Annotated in this window: 16 protein-coding genes and 1 other annotated feature; of the genes, 11 read left to right on the forward strand and 5 right to left on the reverse strand. The window is 37.9% G+C overall.

Going from position 1 to position 15,401, the window contains the following annotated elements:
- Positions 1–6 precede the first annotated feature (6 nt).
- The 3 genes from IGJ03_RS04270 (at position 7) to pheT (ending at position 4,147) form a co-directional block, all read left to right on the forward strand.
- Positions 7–351, forward strand: a complete 345-nt coding sequence (locus tag IGJ03_RS04270; RefSeq protein WP_002358035.1) for a winged helix-turn-helix transcriptional regulator — start codon at positions 7–9, stop codon at positions 349–351.
- A gap of 43 nt (positions 352–394) precedes the next feature.
- Positions 395–613 (forward strand) — a binding site (T-box leader).
- Positions 614–669: 56 nt separating this feature from the next.
- Complete coding sequence (gene pheS, locus IGJ03_RS04275; protein ID WP_002358034.1) at positions 670–1,716, forward strand: phenylalanine--tRNA ligase subunit alpha; 1,047 nt, start codon at positions 670–672, stop codon at positions 1,714–1,716.
- Positions 1,717–1,723: 7 nt separating this feature from the next.
- Positions 1,724–4,147, forward strand: coding sequence for a phenylalanine--tRNA ligase subunit beta (gene pheT, locus IGJ03_RS04280; RefSeq protein ID WP_375804676.1), 2,424 nt, complete (start codon positions 1,724–1,726; stop codon positions 4,145–4,147).
- A gap of 197 nt (positions 4,148–4,344) precedes the next feature.
- On the opposite strand, the gene IGJ03_RS04285 is transcribed toward pheT, so the two are convergent.
- The 4 genes from IGJ03_RS04285 to IGJ03_RS04300 are packed head-to-tail and all read right to left on the reverse strand — an operon-like array spanning position 4,345 to position 7,374.
- Positions 4,345–5,010: an amino acid ABC transporter permease gene (locus tag IGJ03_RS04285; protein ID WP_002382114.1), complete on the reverse strand. Its 666-nt coding sequence runs from the start codon at positions 5,008–5,010 to the stop codon at positions 4,345–4,347.
- Between the two features lie 11 nt (positions 5,011–5,021).
- The gene (locus tag IGJ03_RS04290) at positions 5,022–5,735 is read right to left on the reverse strand and encodes an amino acid ABC transporter permease (protein WP_002363695.1); all 714 of its coding nucleotides are present in this window, start codon (positions 5,733–5,735) and stop codon (positions 5,022–5,024) included.
- Positions 5,736–5,780: 45 nt separating this feature from the next.
- Positions 5,781–6,608 (reverse strand): transporter substrate-binding domain-containing protein, encoded by an 828-nt coding sequence (locus IGJ03_RS04295; protein WP_002360586.1) that lies wholly within the window; start codon positions 6,606–6,608, stop codon positions 5,781–5,783.
- A gap of 34 nt (positions 6,609–6,642) precedes the next feature.
- A complete protein-coding gene (locus IGJ03_RS04300) occupies positions 6,643–7,374 on the reverse strand; it encodes an amino acid ABC transporter ATP-binding protein (RefSeq protein ID WP_002360585.1) in 732 nt (243 codons plus the stop codon).
- A 264-nt stretch (positions 7,375–7,638) separates the two neighbouring features.
- Here IGJ03_RS04300 and racE point away from each other — a divergent pair, with 264 nt between their 5' ends.
- From racE to IGJ03_RS04315, 3 genes are read left to right on the forward strand one after another with little or no spacing between them, the layout of a single operon-like run.
- A complete protein-coding gene (gene racE / locus IGJ03_RS04305; RefSeq protein WP_002358027.1) occupies positions 7,639–8,466 on the forward strand; it encodes a glutamate racemase in 828 nt (275 codons plus the stop codon).
- Complete coding sequence (gene rph / locus IGJ03_RS04310) at positions 8,459–9,814, forward strand: ribonuclease PH (RefSeq protein WP_375804677.1); 1,356 nt, start codon at positions 8,459–8,461, stop codon at positions 9,812–9,814. The genes racE and rph overlap by 8 nt, the downstream gene beginning before the upstream one ends.
- Before the next feature lie 12 nt (positions 9,815–9,826).
- Positions 9,827–10,339, forward strand: a complete 513-nt coding sequence (locus IGJ03_RS04315; protein WP_010819914.1) for a metallophosphoesterase — start codon at positions 9,827–9,829, stop codon at positions 10,337–10,339.
- A gap of 93 nt (positions 10,340–10,432) precedes the next feature.
- Here the strand turns inward: IGJ03_RS04315 and IGJ03_RS04320 are convergent, their stop codons facing one another.
- Positions 10,433–11,197: a DeoR/GlpR family DNA-binding transcription regulator gene (locus IGJ03_RS04320; protein ID WP_438711080.1), complete on the reverse strand. Its 765-nt coding sequence runs from the start codon at positions 11,195–11,197 to the stop codon at positions 10,433–10,435.
- Between the two features lie 193 nt (positions 11,198–11,390).
- On the opposite strand from IGJ03_RS04320, the gene ulaG reads away from it, so the two are divergent.
- The 5 genes from ulaG to IGJ03_RS04345 are packed head-to-tail and all read left to right on the forward strand — an operon-like array spanning position 11,391 to position 15,400.
- On the forward strand, positions 11,391–12,458 hold the full coding sequence (gene ulaG, locus IGJ03_RS04325) for an L-ascorbate 6-phosphate lactonase (protein ID WP_002360582.1): 1,068 nt from the start codon (positions 11,391–11,393) through the stop codon (positions 12,456–12,458).
- Positions 12,459–12,475: 17 nt separating this feature from the next.
- Positions 12,476–12,934, forward strand: a complete 459-nt coding sequence (locus IGJ03_RS04330) for a PTS sugar transporter subunit IIA (protein ID WP_375804678.1) — start codon at positions 12,476–12,478, stop codon at positions 12,932–12,934.
- 12 nt (positions 12,935–12,946) lie between these two features.
- Complete coding sequence (locus IGJ03_RS04335) at positions 12,947–14,434, forward strand: PTS ascorbate transporter subunit IIC (RefSeq protein WP_002366460.1); 1,488 nt, start codon at positions 12,947–12,949, stop codon at positions 14,432–14,434.
- Positions 14,435–14,448: 14 nt separating this feature from the next.
- Positions 14,449–14,748, forward strand: a complete 300-nt coding sequence (locus IGJ03_RS04340; RefSeq protein ID WP_002358018.1) for a PTS sugar transporter subunit IIB — start codon at positions 14,449–14,451, stop codon at positions 14,746–14,748.
- A gap of 13 nt (positions 14,749–14,761) precedes the next feature.
- Positions 14,762–15,400, forward strand: a complete 639-nt coding sequence (locus tag IGJ03_RS04345; protein WP_202242421.1) for a 3-keto-L-gulonate-6-phosphate decarboxylase UlaD — start codon at positions 14,762–14,764, stop codon at positions 15,398–15,400.
- Position 15,401 lies beyond the last annotated feature (1 nt).

Consider the following 15,401-nt stretch of genomic DNA (forward strand, 5'->3'; position numbering starts at 1 on the left):
AGGAAGATGGAAAAAGTAAAAACAGAATCGTTTGTACTTTGTCCCAAATTTGAAAAATCATTTTCAATACTTGGTAAAAAATGGAATGGTTTAATTATTGATGTTTTATTAGAACGAGGTCCTCAACGTTTTGGCGAATTAAAAGAAAAAATTCCAATGTTAAGTGATCGTGTCTTAGTAGAGCGATTGAAGGAACTAGAAGCTGAAGGAATTATCACCAAAGCTGTTCGTTGCGGTGAAGGAAATCGCTTAGAATATTTCCTGACCGAAAAAGGCGAAGACTTGCAATTAGCAATGGAACAAATTCAACATTGGGCAGAAAAATGGGTAAAAGACGAAGAATGCAGTTGACCGCAAGCAAAACTTCTTGTAAACTAAACGTAATTAAATAACTAAAAAAACAGTGATGGAAACAAGTAGTTTGAATTGACGTGTTTTAGGGAGAGTCAGCCAGAGACTGGAAGCTGATTTACACAGTCACCAAGCGAAATTCACTTCCTGAGTTTGTTTGTTTTCAAGAAGAAAGCAAACCGGTAATTGCCGTTAAATGAAATGAGTGCATGACAACAATTTGTTATGAATTAGGATGGTAACACGATAGCTCGTTCCTTTGAAAGGAATGGGTTATCGTTTTTTTTAGTTTAAATAAAAGATAGAGGGGAACGCATAATGACATTACAAGCGCAATTAGAAGCTCTTAGAGACAATACGCTCAAAGAAATCGCACAAGTTGCTACTTTAAAAGAATTAAACCAAATTCGCGTAGAAACATTAGGGAAAAAAGGGCCAATCACCGAAGTATTAAGAGGCATGAAAAACCTTTCACCAGAAGAACGACCAGTGGTGGGGGGCTTTGCAAATGAAATTCGTGATTTATTAACCGAAGCAATTGAAGCGCGCAAAGTTGTTTTAGAAAACGAAGCGTTAAATGCGGCACTAAAAGAAGAAAGTTTAGATGTAACTTTACCTGGGAAACAAATGCCTCAAGGCACACGTCATATTTTGACACAAGTTATGGAAGAGATTGAAGATATTTTCTTAGGCATGGGTTATCAAGTAGTGGAAGGATACGAAGTAGAATCCGATCATTATAATTTCGAACGCATGAATCTACCAAAAGATCATCCGGCACGCGACATGCAAGATACGTTTTATATTTCAGATGAGATGTTAATTCGTACGCATACTTCACCAGTTCAAGCTCGAACAATGGAAAAACACGATTTTTCAAAAGGTGCATTACGAATGATTTCTCCTGGGAAAGTATTCCGTCGTGATACAGATGATGCGACACATAGTCACCAATTCCATCAGATTGAAGGCCTTGTTGTCGATAAAAATGTCACAATGGGTGATTTAAAAGGGACGTTAGAAGTCATGATGAAAAAAATGTTTGGTGAAGATCGTAAAATTCGTTTACGTCCTAGCTATTTCCCTTTTACAGAACCTTCAGTCGAAGTAGATGTTAGCTGTTTTAAATGTGGCGGCGCAGGTTGTAACGTCTGCAAACATACAGGTTGGATTGAAATTTTAGGTGCGGGGATGGTTCATCCAGATGTGTTACAAATGTCAGGGATTGATCCAACAGAGTACTCAGGCTTTGCCTTTGGCTTAGGACCAGATCGCGTTGCTATGTTACGTTATGGTGTAAATGATATCCGTAATTTTTATCAAAATGATTTACGTTTCTTAAATCAATTCAAGGTAAAGGAGTAGTTGAAAAATGTTAGTTTCTTATAAATGGTTAAATGAATATGTTAATCTTTCAAACGTTACTCCGCAAGAATTAGCGGACAAAATGTCTGTGACAGGTATCGAAGTTGAGGGCGTTGCTGTACCTGAAGAAGGATTAAAGAAAATTGTTGTCGGTGAAGTAAAAGAATGTGTTCCTCATCCAAACTCTGACCACTTATCAATTTGCCAAGTAGACATCGGTGAAGAAGAGTTGTCACAAATTGTTTGTGGAGCACCAAATGTGAAAGCCGGAATTAAAGTCATCGTGGCGTTACCTGGTTCAAGAATTGCAGGAAATCAAAAAATTAAAAAAGGTAAAATGCGTGGCGAAGTCTCTAACGGAATGATTTGTTCGTTAGAAGAGCTAGGATATTCAGATAATGTCGTACCAAAAGCCTACGCTGAAGGGATTTATTATTTACCTCAAGAAGCAGTGAATGGGACACCTGTTTTCCCTTATTTAGACATGGATGATGCGATTATTGAATTATCAATTACACCAAACCGTGCAGATGCATTAAGTATGAGAGGGGTAGCCTATGAAGTTGGCGCAATTTATCGTCAAACGCCTCAGTTTAATGATCCCAAACTCAAAGAAGATGCTTCAGATAACGTGGAAAATTACGTAACAGTGACTGTTGAAGATTCACAAGATGCACCAGCGTATCAAATTCGTGTCATTAAAGATGTGACGATTGCAGAAAGTCCTCAGTGGTTGCAAAATCGATTGATGAATGAAGGAATCCGTCCGATTAACAATGTGGTGGACGTGACAAATTATATTTTATTATTATTTGGTCAACCATTGCATGCATTTGATTATCAAAAATTAGATAGCAAAGAAATCTTGGTTCGTCGAGCAACAGCAGCAGAAAAACTAATTACATTAGATGGTGAAACACGTCAATTAACAGAAGAAAATATCGTCATTACGAATGGAAAAACGCCTGTCGGCTTAGCCGGTGTAATGGGTGGGGCTAATTCTGAAATCAGTCAAGAAACAACAACTGTGGCTTTAGAAGCGGCATTGTTCAATCCATTGTCTATTCGCAAAACGTCTAAACAATTCAATTTACGGAGTGAATCTTCAAGTAGATTTGAAAAAGGCATCAACCAAGCGACAGTTGGGCTAGCTTGTGATGTGGCAGCCGCGATGATTGCAGAGTTAGCCAACGGAACAGTGGTCTCAGGCACTGCAGTTGGTTCTGAAGTGGCCGTTAAAGAAGCGCAGGTAGCTGTGACTTTAGAGCGAATCAACCAATATTTAGGCACTGCATTAGATGAAGCAACGGTGAATGAAATTTTTGAAGCACTCGGTTTTGCTTATGAAGTAAATCAAGGCGCATATGAAATTACGATTCCACCAAGACGTTGGGATATTGCGATTGAAGCAGATATTATTGAAGAAGTGGCGCGCATTTATGGATATGATCATTTACCTTCAACATTGCCAAGTGGAGAAACAGTTGCTGGAAGTCTAACCAAAGCACAACATGTTACGCGCCAATTAAAGAGCTTACTGGAAGGTCATGGTACGAGTGAAGCCATCAGCTATGCGTTGACAACAGAAGAAAAATCCCGTCAATTTATGATGAAAGAAAGTCAAACAACACGTTTGCAATGGCCAATGAGTGAAGAGCGTTCTGTGTTACGTATGAACTTAATTTCTGGTTTATTAGATGATGTCGCATACAATGTGGCACGTAAAAATAATAATATCGCCTTCTACGAAGTAGGACGCGTTTTCTACCAAACAGAAGATCCAACAAAAAAATTACCTACAGAAGAAAATCACTTAGCACTTGCTTTAACTGGTAATACAATGGTTAAAGATTGGCAAACAAAAGCAACAGCCGTTGATTTTTATACAGTAAAAGGCTTAGTGGAAAGTATTGTAGCTGTTTTAGGATTAACAGAAAAAATCAGTTATCAAGCGACAACGGCGATTCCAGAAATGCATCCAGGCCGGACAGCATGGATTTATTTAGAAGATGAAGTGGTTGGTTTTGTCGGACAAGTTCACCCAACGACAGCAAAAGCGTACGATATTCCTGAAACATATGTTGCTGAATTAAACTTGCAACAATTAGTAGCTACAGAAGCAGGCGGGGTTACTTATGAAGCAGTTTCTAAATTCCCAGCAGTTTCTCGAGATATTGCTTTATTAGTCGATGAAACAGTTACTAATCAAGAACTAGTTAAAACTATTTCAGATAACGCAGGTAAATATTTGAAAGAGATTCATTTATTTGATGTATATCAAGGTCAAAAACTAGGCGCTGACAAAAAATCAATGGCGTATAGTTTAACTTTCGTTAATGCAGAAGCGACATTAGTGGATGAAGAAATTAACCGTTCAATGGAAAAAGTTGAAAAAGCGCTAATTGAAAAACATCAAGTAGAAGTAAGATAAAATAAAAACAGGAAAGTGGGGCATAAGTCGAAATGACTTATGCCCCACTTTCTAAATCTTAAGATAATCAGCTGAACAAAAGCAGCTCCTTCGGAAATAAGCCGAAATTCTCCAAAAATTAAAGAACAATTTTCGGAAATTCCTTCTTATTTCTTGGAGCTAAACACTTTTGTCTCAGCCTCCTGTTTTTAACTACATTAATAACTTTTCGCCCAATTTCGTGAAAGCCAACGTGAAAATTGTGAGATACTAAAGTTAATAATGAAATAAATAAGGGCGACGATTCCGTAAATAGTGAATACTTGTCCTGTTTGTGCGTAGCGCCCCATTAAGATATAAGATTTGCCAAAGAGTTCTTGTAAAGCAATCACGGAATACAAGAAACTTGTATCCTTGATGACAGTAACAAACTGAGAAACGATCGCTGGTAAAACATTGCGAATGGCTTGAGGCAAAACAATATGATAAAGAATTTGCCAATTTGAAAACCCTTGAGAACGCGCCGCTTCAATTTGTCCTTTATCAACACCATTTAAACCACCACGAATAATTTCCGCTAAAGCAGCGGTGGTAAACACAGTAAAACTCACAATTCCAGCAGGAGTGGATTTGATTTTGAAAATCAAAAAAATAACATAAATCCACAATAAGTTTGGAATATTGCGCACCACTTCTACATAAATACTGGCAAGTAACTTCAGTGGTCCATGGGTTTGATTTCGCAAAACGGCTAGAATGGTGCCAAAAATCGTACTCAAAATAATTGAGACGAAGGAAATATAGAGCGTCAATTTTAAGCCGTTAAATAGAAATTGAAAATTATTTGCTGTCAGTAATTGACGCATTTCTTCTGAAAAAGGCATCTGTTTTCCTCCTATCTACTATATGCTTTCTTATTTTTTTCTTCCATTTTTCTAGCCAAATTCGCTAATGGGAAGCAAAGAATGAAATATAAGAAACCAGCAAGCGCAAAGGCGGGAATATAGTTCAAGTTGACAGACGACCAACTATTGGCAGCAAACATTACGTCAGCGCCAGAAATAATGGCAACTGTTGACGTATTTTTAATTAGATTCACGACTTGATTGGTTAAAGGCGGTAACATAATCCGCCATGCTTGTGGTAGAATCACATACCGCATCGTTTGACCATACGTTAATCCTTGGGAGTAAGCCGCTTCAAATTGCCCTCTTGGGACAGCTCCGATTCCTGAGCGAACCACTTCAGAAATGTAGGCGCCATGATAGAGGCCTACACACAGAATGGCAATCGTAGTAATAGAAAATGAAAGCAGCGGGCTTAGCAGAGGAAAGCCATAATAGACTACGATAAATTGAATCAACAAAGGTGTGTTTTGAAAAAATTCTACATAGACACGACTAATTGCGTGTAAAAGTTTACTTTTGGTCGCTGATAAACTGCCAAAGAAAATGCCTAAAGCAAAGGCGACTAAGATTGCTCCTAAAGAAAGCAGAATAGTATAGAGAAAAGCCTGACCAAAAATTCGCCAATCTTGAAATAAAGCTTCCCAACGATATAAGGCAAATGGCCCTTCTTCAAGCCAGGAAATATTGGCTAACAAAAACATAAAAATCCCTCCTAAAATTTTTGATTCTTCAAGTCTTAGGAATGATTAATTTTTTAAGCCCCAGTCTTGATAAATTTTTTCTAGTGTGCCGTCTTTTTCCCATTTTTCAATTAAACCATTTAGATAATCATTTAATTCAGTATTTGCTTTCTTTGTGGTAATTCCATATTCTTGTGGCGAAAAACCATCTTTTAAAATTTCTGTCTTGCCATCCACATAGCCAGATAGGATTGATTTATCCACTGAAAATGCATCAATTCGTTTAGAAGTTAACGCTGTTTTTAATTCAGGATAGGAACCTAATTCTTGATAAGTAAATTTGATTCCTTCCTCTTGCGCTTTTTTCTCTAAGTTTTCTTTTGTCGTAGCAGATTGTGCAACGCCGATTGTTTTTCCGTCTAAATCTTTCATGCTTGAGAAGTTATCCTCTTTGCGCACAAGGAAACCAATCTCATCTGTATAATAAGGAGTTGTAAAATTATAAGTCTTTTTACGTTCATCAGTAATTGTAAATGTAGCAATTACCATATCTAGTTCACCATTGTCTAAAAGGGGACCGCGCGTTTTCGCTGTCACGCCCACAAATTCCACATTCTCTTCGCTGCCGGTAATTTCTTTCGCAATCAAGCGTGCAATATCTGGTTCCATTCCTTCATTTTTGTTTGTATCAGGATTCATATAGCCAAAATTAGGAATGTCTTCTTTGACACCTACTTTAATTTTCCCTGCTTTTTTTAATTGTTCTACTGTGACCGTTTTGTTTGATGAAGCACTTTTGGAAGTTGAGTCATTGTTGCCGCTACCACAGCCCACAATGATGCCTGCTAATACAAGTAGGGAGAGTCCAGCCAGCCATTTATTTTGTTTTTTCATTCCTTCATTCCTCCAATTTTTTGTTTTTTATTCATTACCCGTTATGAATAATTTTACTTAGAAATTCTTTTGCACGAGGGTTTTCAGTGCTTGTAAAGAAATGTTCAGGCGTTCCTTGTTCAATAATCTGTCCTTGGTCCATGAAGATTACACGGTCAGCCACTTGACGAGCAAAGCCCATCTCATGTGTGACACAAACCATGGTAATATTTTGTTTGGAAAGATCGACCATTACATCTAAAACTTCTTGAATCATTTCTGGATCAAGTGCCGAAGTCGGTTCATCAAAAAGGATAATCTCAGGATGCATATTTAAGGCACGAGCAATAGCGACCCGTTGTTGCTGCCCGCCAGAAAGCTGCGAAGGATAAGCAGACGCTTTATCAGCTAAGCCGACCCGTTCTAAATACTCCATGCCAGTACGAACCGCTTCGTCTTTAGAAACGCCCATCACTTTAATCGGTGCTAACGTTAAATTATCAATAATCGTTTTGTGAGCATATAAGTTAAAATTTTGAAAGACCATGGCAACTTTCTGGCGAACCTTTTGAATGGGTGCCTTCGGTTTGGTGATGTCAATGTTATCAATTACGACGGAACCATCATTGACTTTTTCCAATTGGTTCATACACCGAATTAATGTACTTTTGCCAGAGCCGGAGGGTCCGATAATGACAATTTTTTCTCCTTGCTCTACATTCAAAGTAATATCTTTTAAAACGTGATGCTCCCCAAAATACTTATTTACATGTTCTAAAGAAATCATAGGCAGTCTCCTTTGCAATCATTTGGTAGAAAAGATAACAGAGGATTCGGTGAGAAACATGTTATTTAAATTAAATTAACCAAATGTATTTCTAATTGTATTCTTAATGTTAGGAATTATAACATACAAAAAAATGAATTACTAGTTTTTTAATCGAAAAAGATTTCCTTCAAAAAAAGAAATAAATGAGAGCAAAACAGGAAAAATTGACAATAGTCCTTAAAAAGTAGAAAATAAAGGCAGTGAATAAAAGGCAAAGGTAGGATGAGAATGAGCAATCAAGAAGCCATTGGATTAATTGATTCTGGCGTTGGTGGATTAACTGTTTTAAAGGAAGCGCTAAAACAATTACCAAATGAACGATTAATTTATTTAGGAGATACAGCCCGTTGCCCATATGGCCCACGACCAGCCGAACAAGTCGTTCAGTTTACTTGGGAAATGGCCGATTTTTTATTGAAAAAACGAATAAAAATGCTAGTAATCGCATGTAATACCGCGACGGCTGTCGCATTAGAAGAAATTAAAGCTGCCTTGCCAATTCCAGTTGTCGGTGTTATTTTACCTGGTGCACGAGCAGCCGTTAAAGTCACAAAAAATAACAAAATTGGTGTCATAGGTACGTTAGGGACAATCAAAAGTGCTTCCTATGAAATCGCCATTAAAAGTAAGGCGCCAGCAATTGAGGTGACTAGTTTAGCTTGCCCTAAATTTGTCCCCATTGTTGAAAGTAATCAATATCGTTCTTCCGTAGCAAAAAAAATTGTGGCAGAAACACTTCAAGCACTACAATTAAAAGGACTTGATACGTTGATTTTAGGTTGTACCCATTACCCGTTGTTACGTCCGGTGATTCAAAATGTGATGGGGAGTCATGTGACATTAATTGACTCAGGAGCCGAAACAGTTGGCGAAGTTAGCATGCTTCTCGATTATTTTGACATTGCCCACACGCCTGAAGCGCCTACACAGCCCCATGAATTTTATACAACTGGTTCTGCAAAAATGTTTGAAGAGATTGCAAGCAGTTGGCTTGGTATAGAGAACTTAAAAGCACAACAGATTCACTTAGGAGGAAACGAAAATGATTAGACATGATAGTCGTGCACCAAAAGAATTGCGAAAGATCACTATTGAAACCAATGTTTTTAAACATCCAGAAGGTTCGGTGGTTATTTCGTTTGGCGATACAAAAGTAATTTGCTCAGCCACTGTCGAAGAAAAGGTTCCCCCATTTTTACGAGGCGGGGGAACAGGTTGGGTAGCAGCTGAATATAGCATGCTCCCTCGCGCGACGAACACAAGAAATATTCGGGAAAGTGCGAAAGGAAAATTAACAGGGCGAACAATGGAGATTCAACGCTTGATTGGGCGGTCATTGCGAGCTGTTGTTGACTTAGAAAAGTTAGGGGAACGGAGCATTGTTGTCGATTGTGATGTGATTCAAGCAGATGGGGGAACCCGTACAGCTAGTATTACAGGCGCTTTTGTTGCTCTACGCTTAGCAGTCAATCATTTATTGATGACTGGTGTGCTAGCGGAAGACCCAATTAAAGAGCATTTAGCAGCTGTCAGCGTGGGTATTTTACCCGATGGTTATTGTGTGCTGGACTTAGATTACGCAGAGGACTCGAATGCTGCAGTGGATATGAACATCGTGATGACCGAGTCTGGTGAATTTGTGGAAATTCAAGGAACGGGTGAAGAAGCTACCTTCTCAGGAGATGAGTTAAATGCCATGCTCTTTTATGGAAAAACAGGGATTGAGGAATTAATTGCGTATCAGAAAGAAGCGCTTTATGCTTTAGCCTCTGAAGAAGTCCCTTCGCAAGATTCAGAAGAGAAAGTGATTGTCATTGCAACTAGAAATCCTGGTAAAGCGAAAGAGTTTAGTTCAATTTTTGGTGAAAAAGGATATACGGTTAAGACGTTATTAGATTATCCGAATTTGCCAGATGTAGAAGAAACTGGTCGAACATTTGAAGAAAATGCTCGTCTAAAAGCTGAAACAATTGCAGAAATTTTACAGAAACCAGTATTAGCAGATGATTCAGGATTAATTGTTGATGCGTTAGGGGGAATGCCGGGAATCTATTCTGCTCGTTTTGCTGGTGAACCAACTAACGATGCTTCAAATAATGCGAAACTATTGCACGAGTTAACGGGCGTGCCAAAAGAAAAAAGACAAGCGCGTTTCCATTGTACATTGGTTTTTGCTGAACCAAAGAAAGAAAGTCTGGTGGTCGAAGCTGAATGGCCAGGAGAAGTCGGTACGATTCCTCGTGGTGAAGGAGGCTTTGGGTACGATTCACTTTTCTATGTTCCAGAGCTTGGTAAGACGGCAGCTGAATTGTCTGGAGAAGAGAAAAATAAAGTTAGTCATCGTGGACAAGCAGTGGCAAAATTAAAAGAACAATGGGAAGAATGGCTAAAAAAATAGGAGTTGAAACGTATGAAAATCTTGGTAGTAAGCGATAATCATGGCGACCGTGACTGTTTAGTTGACTTAGTGAATCATTATGAAGGACAAGTCGATGCACTCTTTCACTGTGGTGATTCTGAATTAGAACCGACAGATGAACTTTGGCAAAAATTCATTGTAGTCCAAGGAAATTGTGATTTTTATGATGAATTTCCCAAAACTGTGACTAAAAAAGTGGGAGATCAAGTTATTTATATGACACATGGTCATTTGGCCAATGTTAGAATGGGGCTCACGACACTTGCTTTACAGGCGGAAGAAGCAGGAGCGACAATTGCCTTATTTGGTCACACTCATGTACTCGGTGCAGAGCGACACAATAACATTCTCTTTGTTAATCCGGGAAGTATTCGTTTACCTCGTGGACCAGTTCAAGAGAAAACATATACCATAATTGAAAGTACACCTGAACAATATCTCGTTCAGTATTATAACAAAGAGCACCAACCGTTGGAACGATTAAAGGCAACATTTACGAAGTAAGTGAATGTTAAGAAATAAGTGCTACTTTTTTATTTATCAGATTTTGAGCGTAGGACAAAAATCCAAAAGAGATTTTTGTCCTACGCTCTTTTTTTAGTCGACTTGGATAACCTTTAAGCCGGTCTTACGAAGTTCTGTAATTAAAGTTGATGAGCAATGTTTGTCTGTAATCAAACAATCAAAAGCGGTAATATCAGCAATTTTAAATTTAGATGTCAAGCCGATTTTTCGATGGTCCGCGACCAGAATTTTTACTTTTGTTGTTTGTTTTATCATAAGCTCATTAATTTTTGCTTCATTGAAAATTTTTGTAGTGACGCCATGTTCTAAACTGACCCCGCTACAGCCAATTACGCAAACATCGGCATGCGTTGCGGTGATTGTGTTAATGGCAATATCTCCTACCAGAACTTCTTTAGGAAAACGTAATTCGCCTCCGGTCAAAATATAATTGTATTGAGAAACATGAGGCTTGGTGGCAATTTTTAAATTATTCGTTACGATGGTCAGATGATCGGCCTTTAAATAATGGAGAATATTCAAAGCAGTGGAACTTGAATTAATGAAAACGGTATCATAATCGCTTAGATAGCTACAAGCAACACGAGCAATGGCTTGTTTTAATAACTCCGGTCCTGATTGATCAAAGTCTTTCTGATTTTGGTCGTTGTAAATACAATACCCATATTTTCGAATGATGTCATTCTTAGTTTCTAAGACATTTAAATCACGACGATTTGTGCTTAAGGAAACATTTAAAGCATCTGCTAATTTATAGGTAGTCATTTGTTTGTTTTTTTGCAGCAGTGCGAGAATGTTTTGTTGCCTTTTTTCAATGGTTTCTAATGAACTTTTCAAGTAATACAACCTCCTTTAGTTATTTTTTTGGACATGGTCCCCCATGAAATAGTATAACTCATAGGAAAACAAAACACGTAAAAGAATCATTAAAAGTGCAAACAATCATATAAAAGGGTTTTCATTGTGATTTTTTGCGGCTATGATTTTCTTATAAAGCATAACACAATCATTTGAGAAGAGGAGTGGTAGCATGAGCAAATCGATTCATGAAATTACAAAAGAAAGTTGGTTGAAGGCGACATTTCCAGAATGGGGCACTTATTTAAACGAAGAAATTAATCAGACAAATGTGCTTCAAGGAACGGTTGCACTTTGGTGGCTTGGTTGTACAGGCATTTGGCTGAAAACGCATGAGAACACGAATATTTTATGTGATTTATGGTGTGGAACAGGAAAACAAACGCACGGGAACGGCTTAATGAAAAATGGCCATCAAATGATGCGCATGAGTGGTTGCCAAAAAATGCAACCTAATTTAAGAACACAACCTTTTGTGATTGATCCTTTTGAAATAAAAGAGGTAGATGCTTTAGTTGTCACACATATTCATTCAGACCATTTGGATATTCACACAGCTGCTGCTGTTCATCAAAATTGTCCTAAGGCTCTATTTATTGGTCCAAAAGAAGTAGTGAAAACATGGCAGCGTTGGGGTGTTCCGGCAGAAAAAACACGGGTTATAGAGCCTGGTCAAGAAATAAAAGTGAATGATGTGAATGTAGTGGCCTTGGAAGCTTTTGATCGAACCGCGCTAATTACTTCTGATGATCCTGAAAATACATTTAAAGGTAAAATGCCTCAGGACATGAATGAACTAGCTGTCAATTATCTATTTGAAACCTCAGGTGGTACGGTATATCACGCCGGAGACTCTCATTATTCTAACTTGTTTGCGAAACATGGTAATCAATATGCAATTGATGTTTGCTTAGGAGCATATGGCGAAAATCCTCGCGGTATCACAGATAAAATAACTTCTGTTGATATGTTGAGAATGGCCGAATCTTTAAATGCGAAAGTAGTCATTCCCGTTCATTATGATATTTGGTCTAATTTTATGGCGGATCCAAAAGAAATCATGGAAATTTGGAAATTTAAAAAAGATCGTTTACATTATCAATTTAAACCATATATTTGGCAAGTGGGTGGCAAATTTGTTTATCCAGATGACAAAGATAACTTAGAATTTAACTTTGATCGTGGCTTTGATGATGTTTTTGTTAAAGAAAATGATACACCATTTCCTTCATTCTTGTAAGAAAGGCTGGATGTACAATGTTAACTTATTTTTGGGAGCAAGAGCTTATTCATTACCCTGATAAAGAACCGGTTAGTTGGCAAGAGGCGATTCAGGAAAGTTGTTTGATTTTACTCCAAAAACACATCATTGATCAGAGTTACGTCGATGAGATTATTCAGTGTGTCGAAACGTTTGGACCTTATATCATCATTGCTCCTGAAGTAGCCATGCCACATTCATCAGAGGAAAGCGCAGGTGTTTTTGGAACGGCCATTTCTTTTACAAAATTTAAGCAAGCAGTCACTTTTGCTGGCGATCAAGAAGCAAAAACAGCAACATTATTTTTTACATTGGCAGCCCAAAATCCTGTCGAACATATTGAAAATATTCAGCAATTGATGGATTTATTGATGACGGATGGCGTGATTGCTGACTTGTTAGAAACAAACACGCCAATGGATTTTAAAGAAGTTATGGAGAAATATCAATTATAGGGGGAAAAATCAATGGGGGAGTTCTTGTTAAATAGTTGGACTTATTTTGCTACGAACGTTTTAACACAGCCAGCATATTTGATTGGTTTCATCGTGTTATTAGGTTATCTCTTGTTACGGAGGCCCTTTTATGAATGTTTAGCAGGTTTTCTGAAAGCGACAGTTGGTTATTTTATTTTGAGTGTTGGTTCTGGTGGTTTGGTTAATAATTTTCGCCCTATTCTAGTAGGCTTGAAAGAGCGATTTAATTTACAGGCAATGGTTACCGATCCATATTTTGGGCAAAATGCAGTCGATGCCGGATTGATGAAAACCTTTGGACGAACCTTTGGTGATGTGATGATTTTGTTATTGATCGCATTTATTATGAATATTTTGTTGGTTCGTTTTCAAAAATATACAAAATTGAGAGCCGTTTTTACAACAGGGAATGTTCAGATTCAACAAGCAGCTACCGCTTTCTGGATTTTACTCTTTTGTTTTCCTAACTTAGGTAGAATCGAAGTACTAATTTTTATGGGCTTAATTCTTGGGTGTTATTGGGCAGTTGCTTCAAATTTAACGGTAGGGATTACGCAGGAATTAACAGAAGGTGCTGGTTTTGCGGTAGCCCATCAACAAATGTTTGGCATATTTATTTTTGCAAAATTAGCAGAATGGTTGAAAAAACGTGATCAAAAGAAACATCGTTCAGAGAAGGTCGATAAAAAATTGGAAGATATTGAATTACCAGGATTTCTATCCATTTTTAATGAAAATATGGTTGCTACGTCCATTTTGATGCTCTTTTTCTTTGGCATTATCTTGCTTGTTTTGGGACAAGATTATTTAATTCAAGCTAAATTTATGCAAGAAGGGCAGAGTTTCTTCTTTTATATCATGACCACTTCATTAAATTTTGCTGTCTATTTAGCTATCTTACAATTAGGCGTTAGAACCTTTGTCGACGAGTTGACGCAGTCATTCCAAGGGATTTCAAATACCATTTTACCAGGCGCTGTTCCTGGGATTGATGTAGCAGCGACTTTCGGATTTGGCTCGCCCAACGCAGTAACAATTGGGTTTCTCTTTGGCGCATTAGGCCAGTTTTTAATGATTGGCTTACTGATTCTATTAAAGTCTCCGACAATCGTTATTGCGGGTTTTATCCCATTGTTTTTTGATAACGCTGTCATAGCTGTTTATGCAAATAATCGTGGCGGAGTAAAAGCTGCTTGTTTATTCCCATTCCTTTCAGGTTTAATCCAAGTAGGTGGCTCAGCTTTATTTGCTACATGGATTGGATTATCTCAATATGGCGGTTATTTGGGCATGTTCGATTGGGCAACAGCTTGGCCGTTATTTACAATCATTATGAAAGTTCTAGGCTATGTTGGCGTAGCAGTGGTGGTGATTGGGTTACTAATAATTCCGCAACTTCAGTATCGGAAAAATCCAGAAGGTTACTTTATGATTGTCAATGATTATGAACAATATGCTAAAAAATTTCAAGAGAATTAAAGGAGGAATTTAAAATGAGAATACTTGTTTCCTGTGCCAATGGTTCTGGCACGAGTCTAATGATGATGCGGAGTGTTGAAAAAGCAATGAAAGAACTAGGCGTACCGATTACAAAAATTCATCATTGCGCCATTTCAGAAGGAAAAAGCTCTGCTAGCCAATACGACGTTGTTTTTACTCCAGTCAATTTTTTACAAATGTTTCAGCAAGCAGAAAAACGTGGAGTCACAGTGATTGGCATTAAAAATGTAATGTCTGCAAAAGAAATTCAAGAAAAATATATGGCTTCAGATCGTTATCAAAAATCTGAATAAAAGGGTGGGAAAGATGAAAAGACCAAACTTACAAATCGCTTTAGATCATAATAGCTTAGAAGACGCTTTAGCAGATTGTATGAAAGTCGGAGAAATTGTCGATATTATCGAAGTTGGCACTATTTTGTGTTTACAAGAAGGCCAAAAAGCAATTCGTTGTTTAAGACGCATGTTTCCTAATAAGACAATTGTTGCTGATACAAAATGTGCTGATGCGGGCGGTACAGTTGCTCGTAATGTCGCACAAGCAGGCGCTGATTTCATGACGGTCATTTGTTGCGCCACCTTGCCAACGATGGCTGCAGCTCAAAAAGAAGTCCGAGAATTACAAGTAGAACTATATGGAAATTGGACAATGCAACAAGCTCGACAATGGCGAGAATTAGGGATTAATCAGGTGATTTATCATCAAAGTAGAGATGCTCTTTTAGCTGGCGGCAGTTGGGGAGAGAAAGATTTGAATAAAGTTCAAGAACTAATTGACTTAGGCTTTGAAGTGTCCGTCACAGGTGGTTTAACTGTCGAAACGCTTGAATTGTTTCGAACAATGGCAGTTGCAACATTTATTGCGGGCCGTGGGATTACTGAATCAAAAAATCCTGAACAAGCAGCCAAAGATTTTCAAAAAAAAATCGATCAGATTTGGAAGTGAT

Origin of the sequence: Enterococcus sp. DIV1315a, assembly GCF_051712325.1 — a bacterium.
Classification (GTDB): domain Bacteria; phylum Bacillota; class Bacilli; order Lactobacillales; family Enterococcaceae; genus Enterococcus; species Enterococcus faecalis.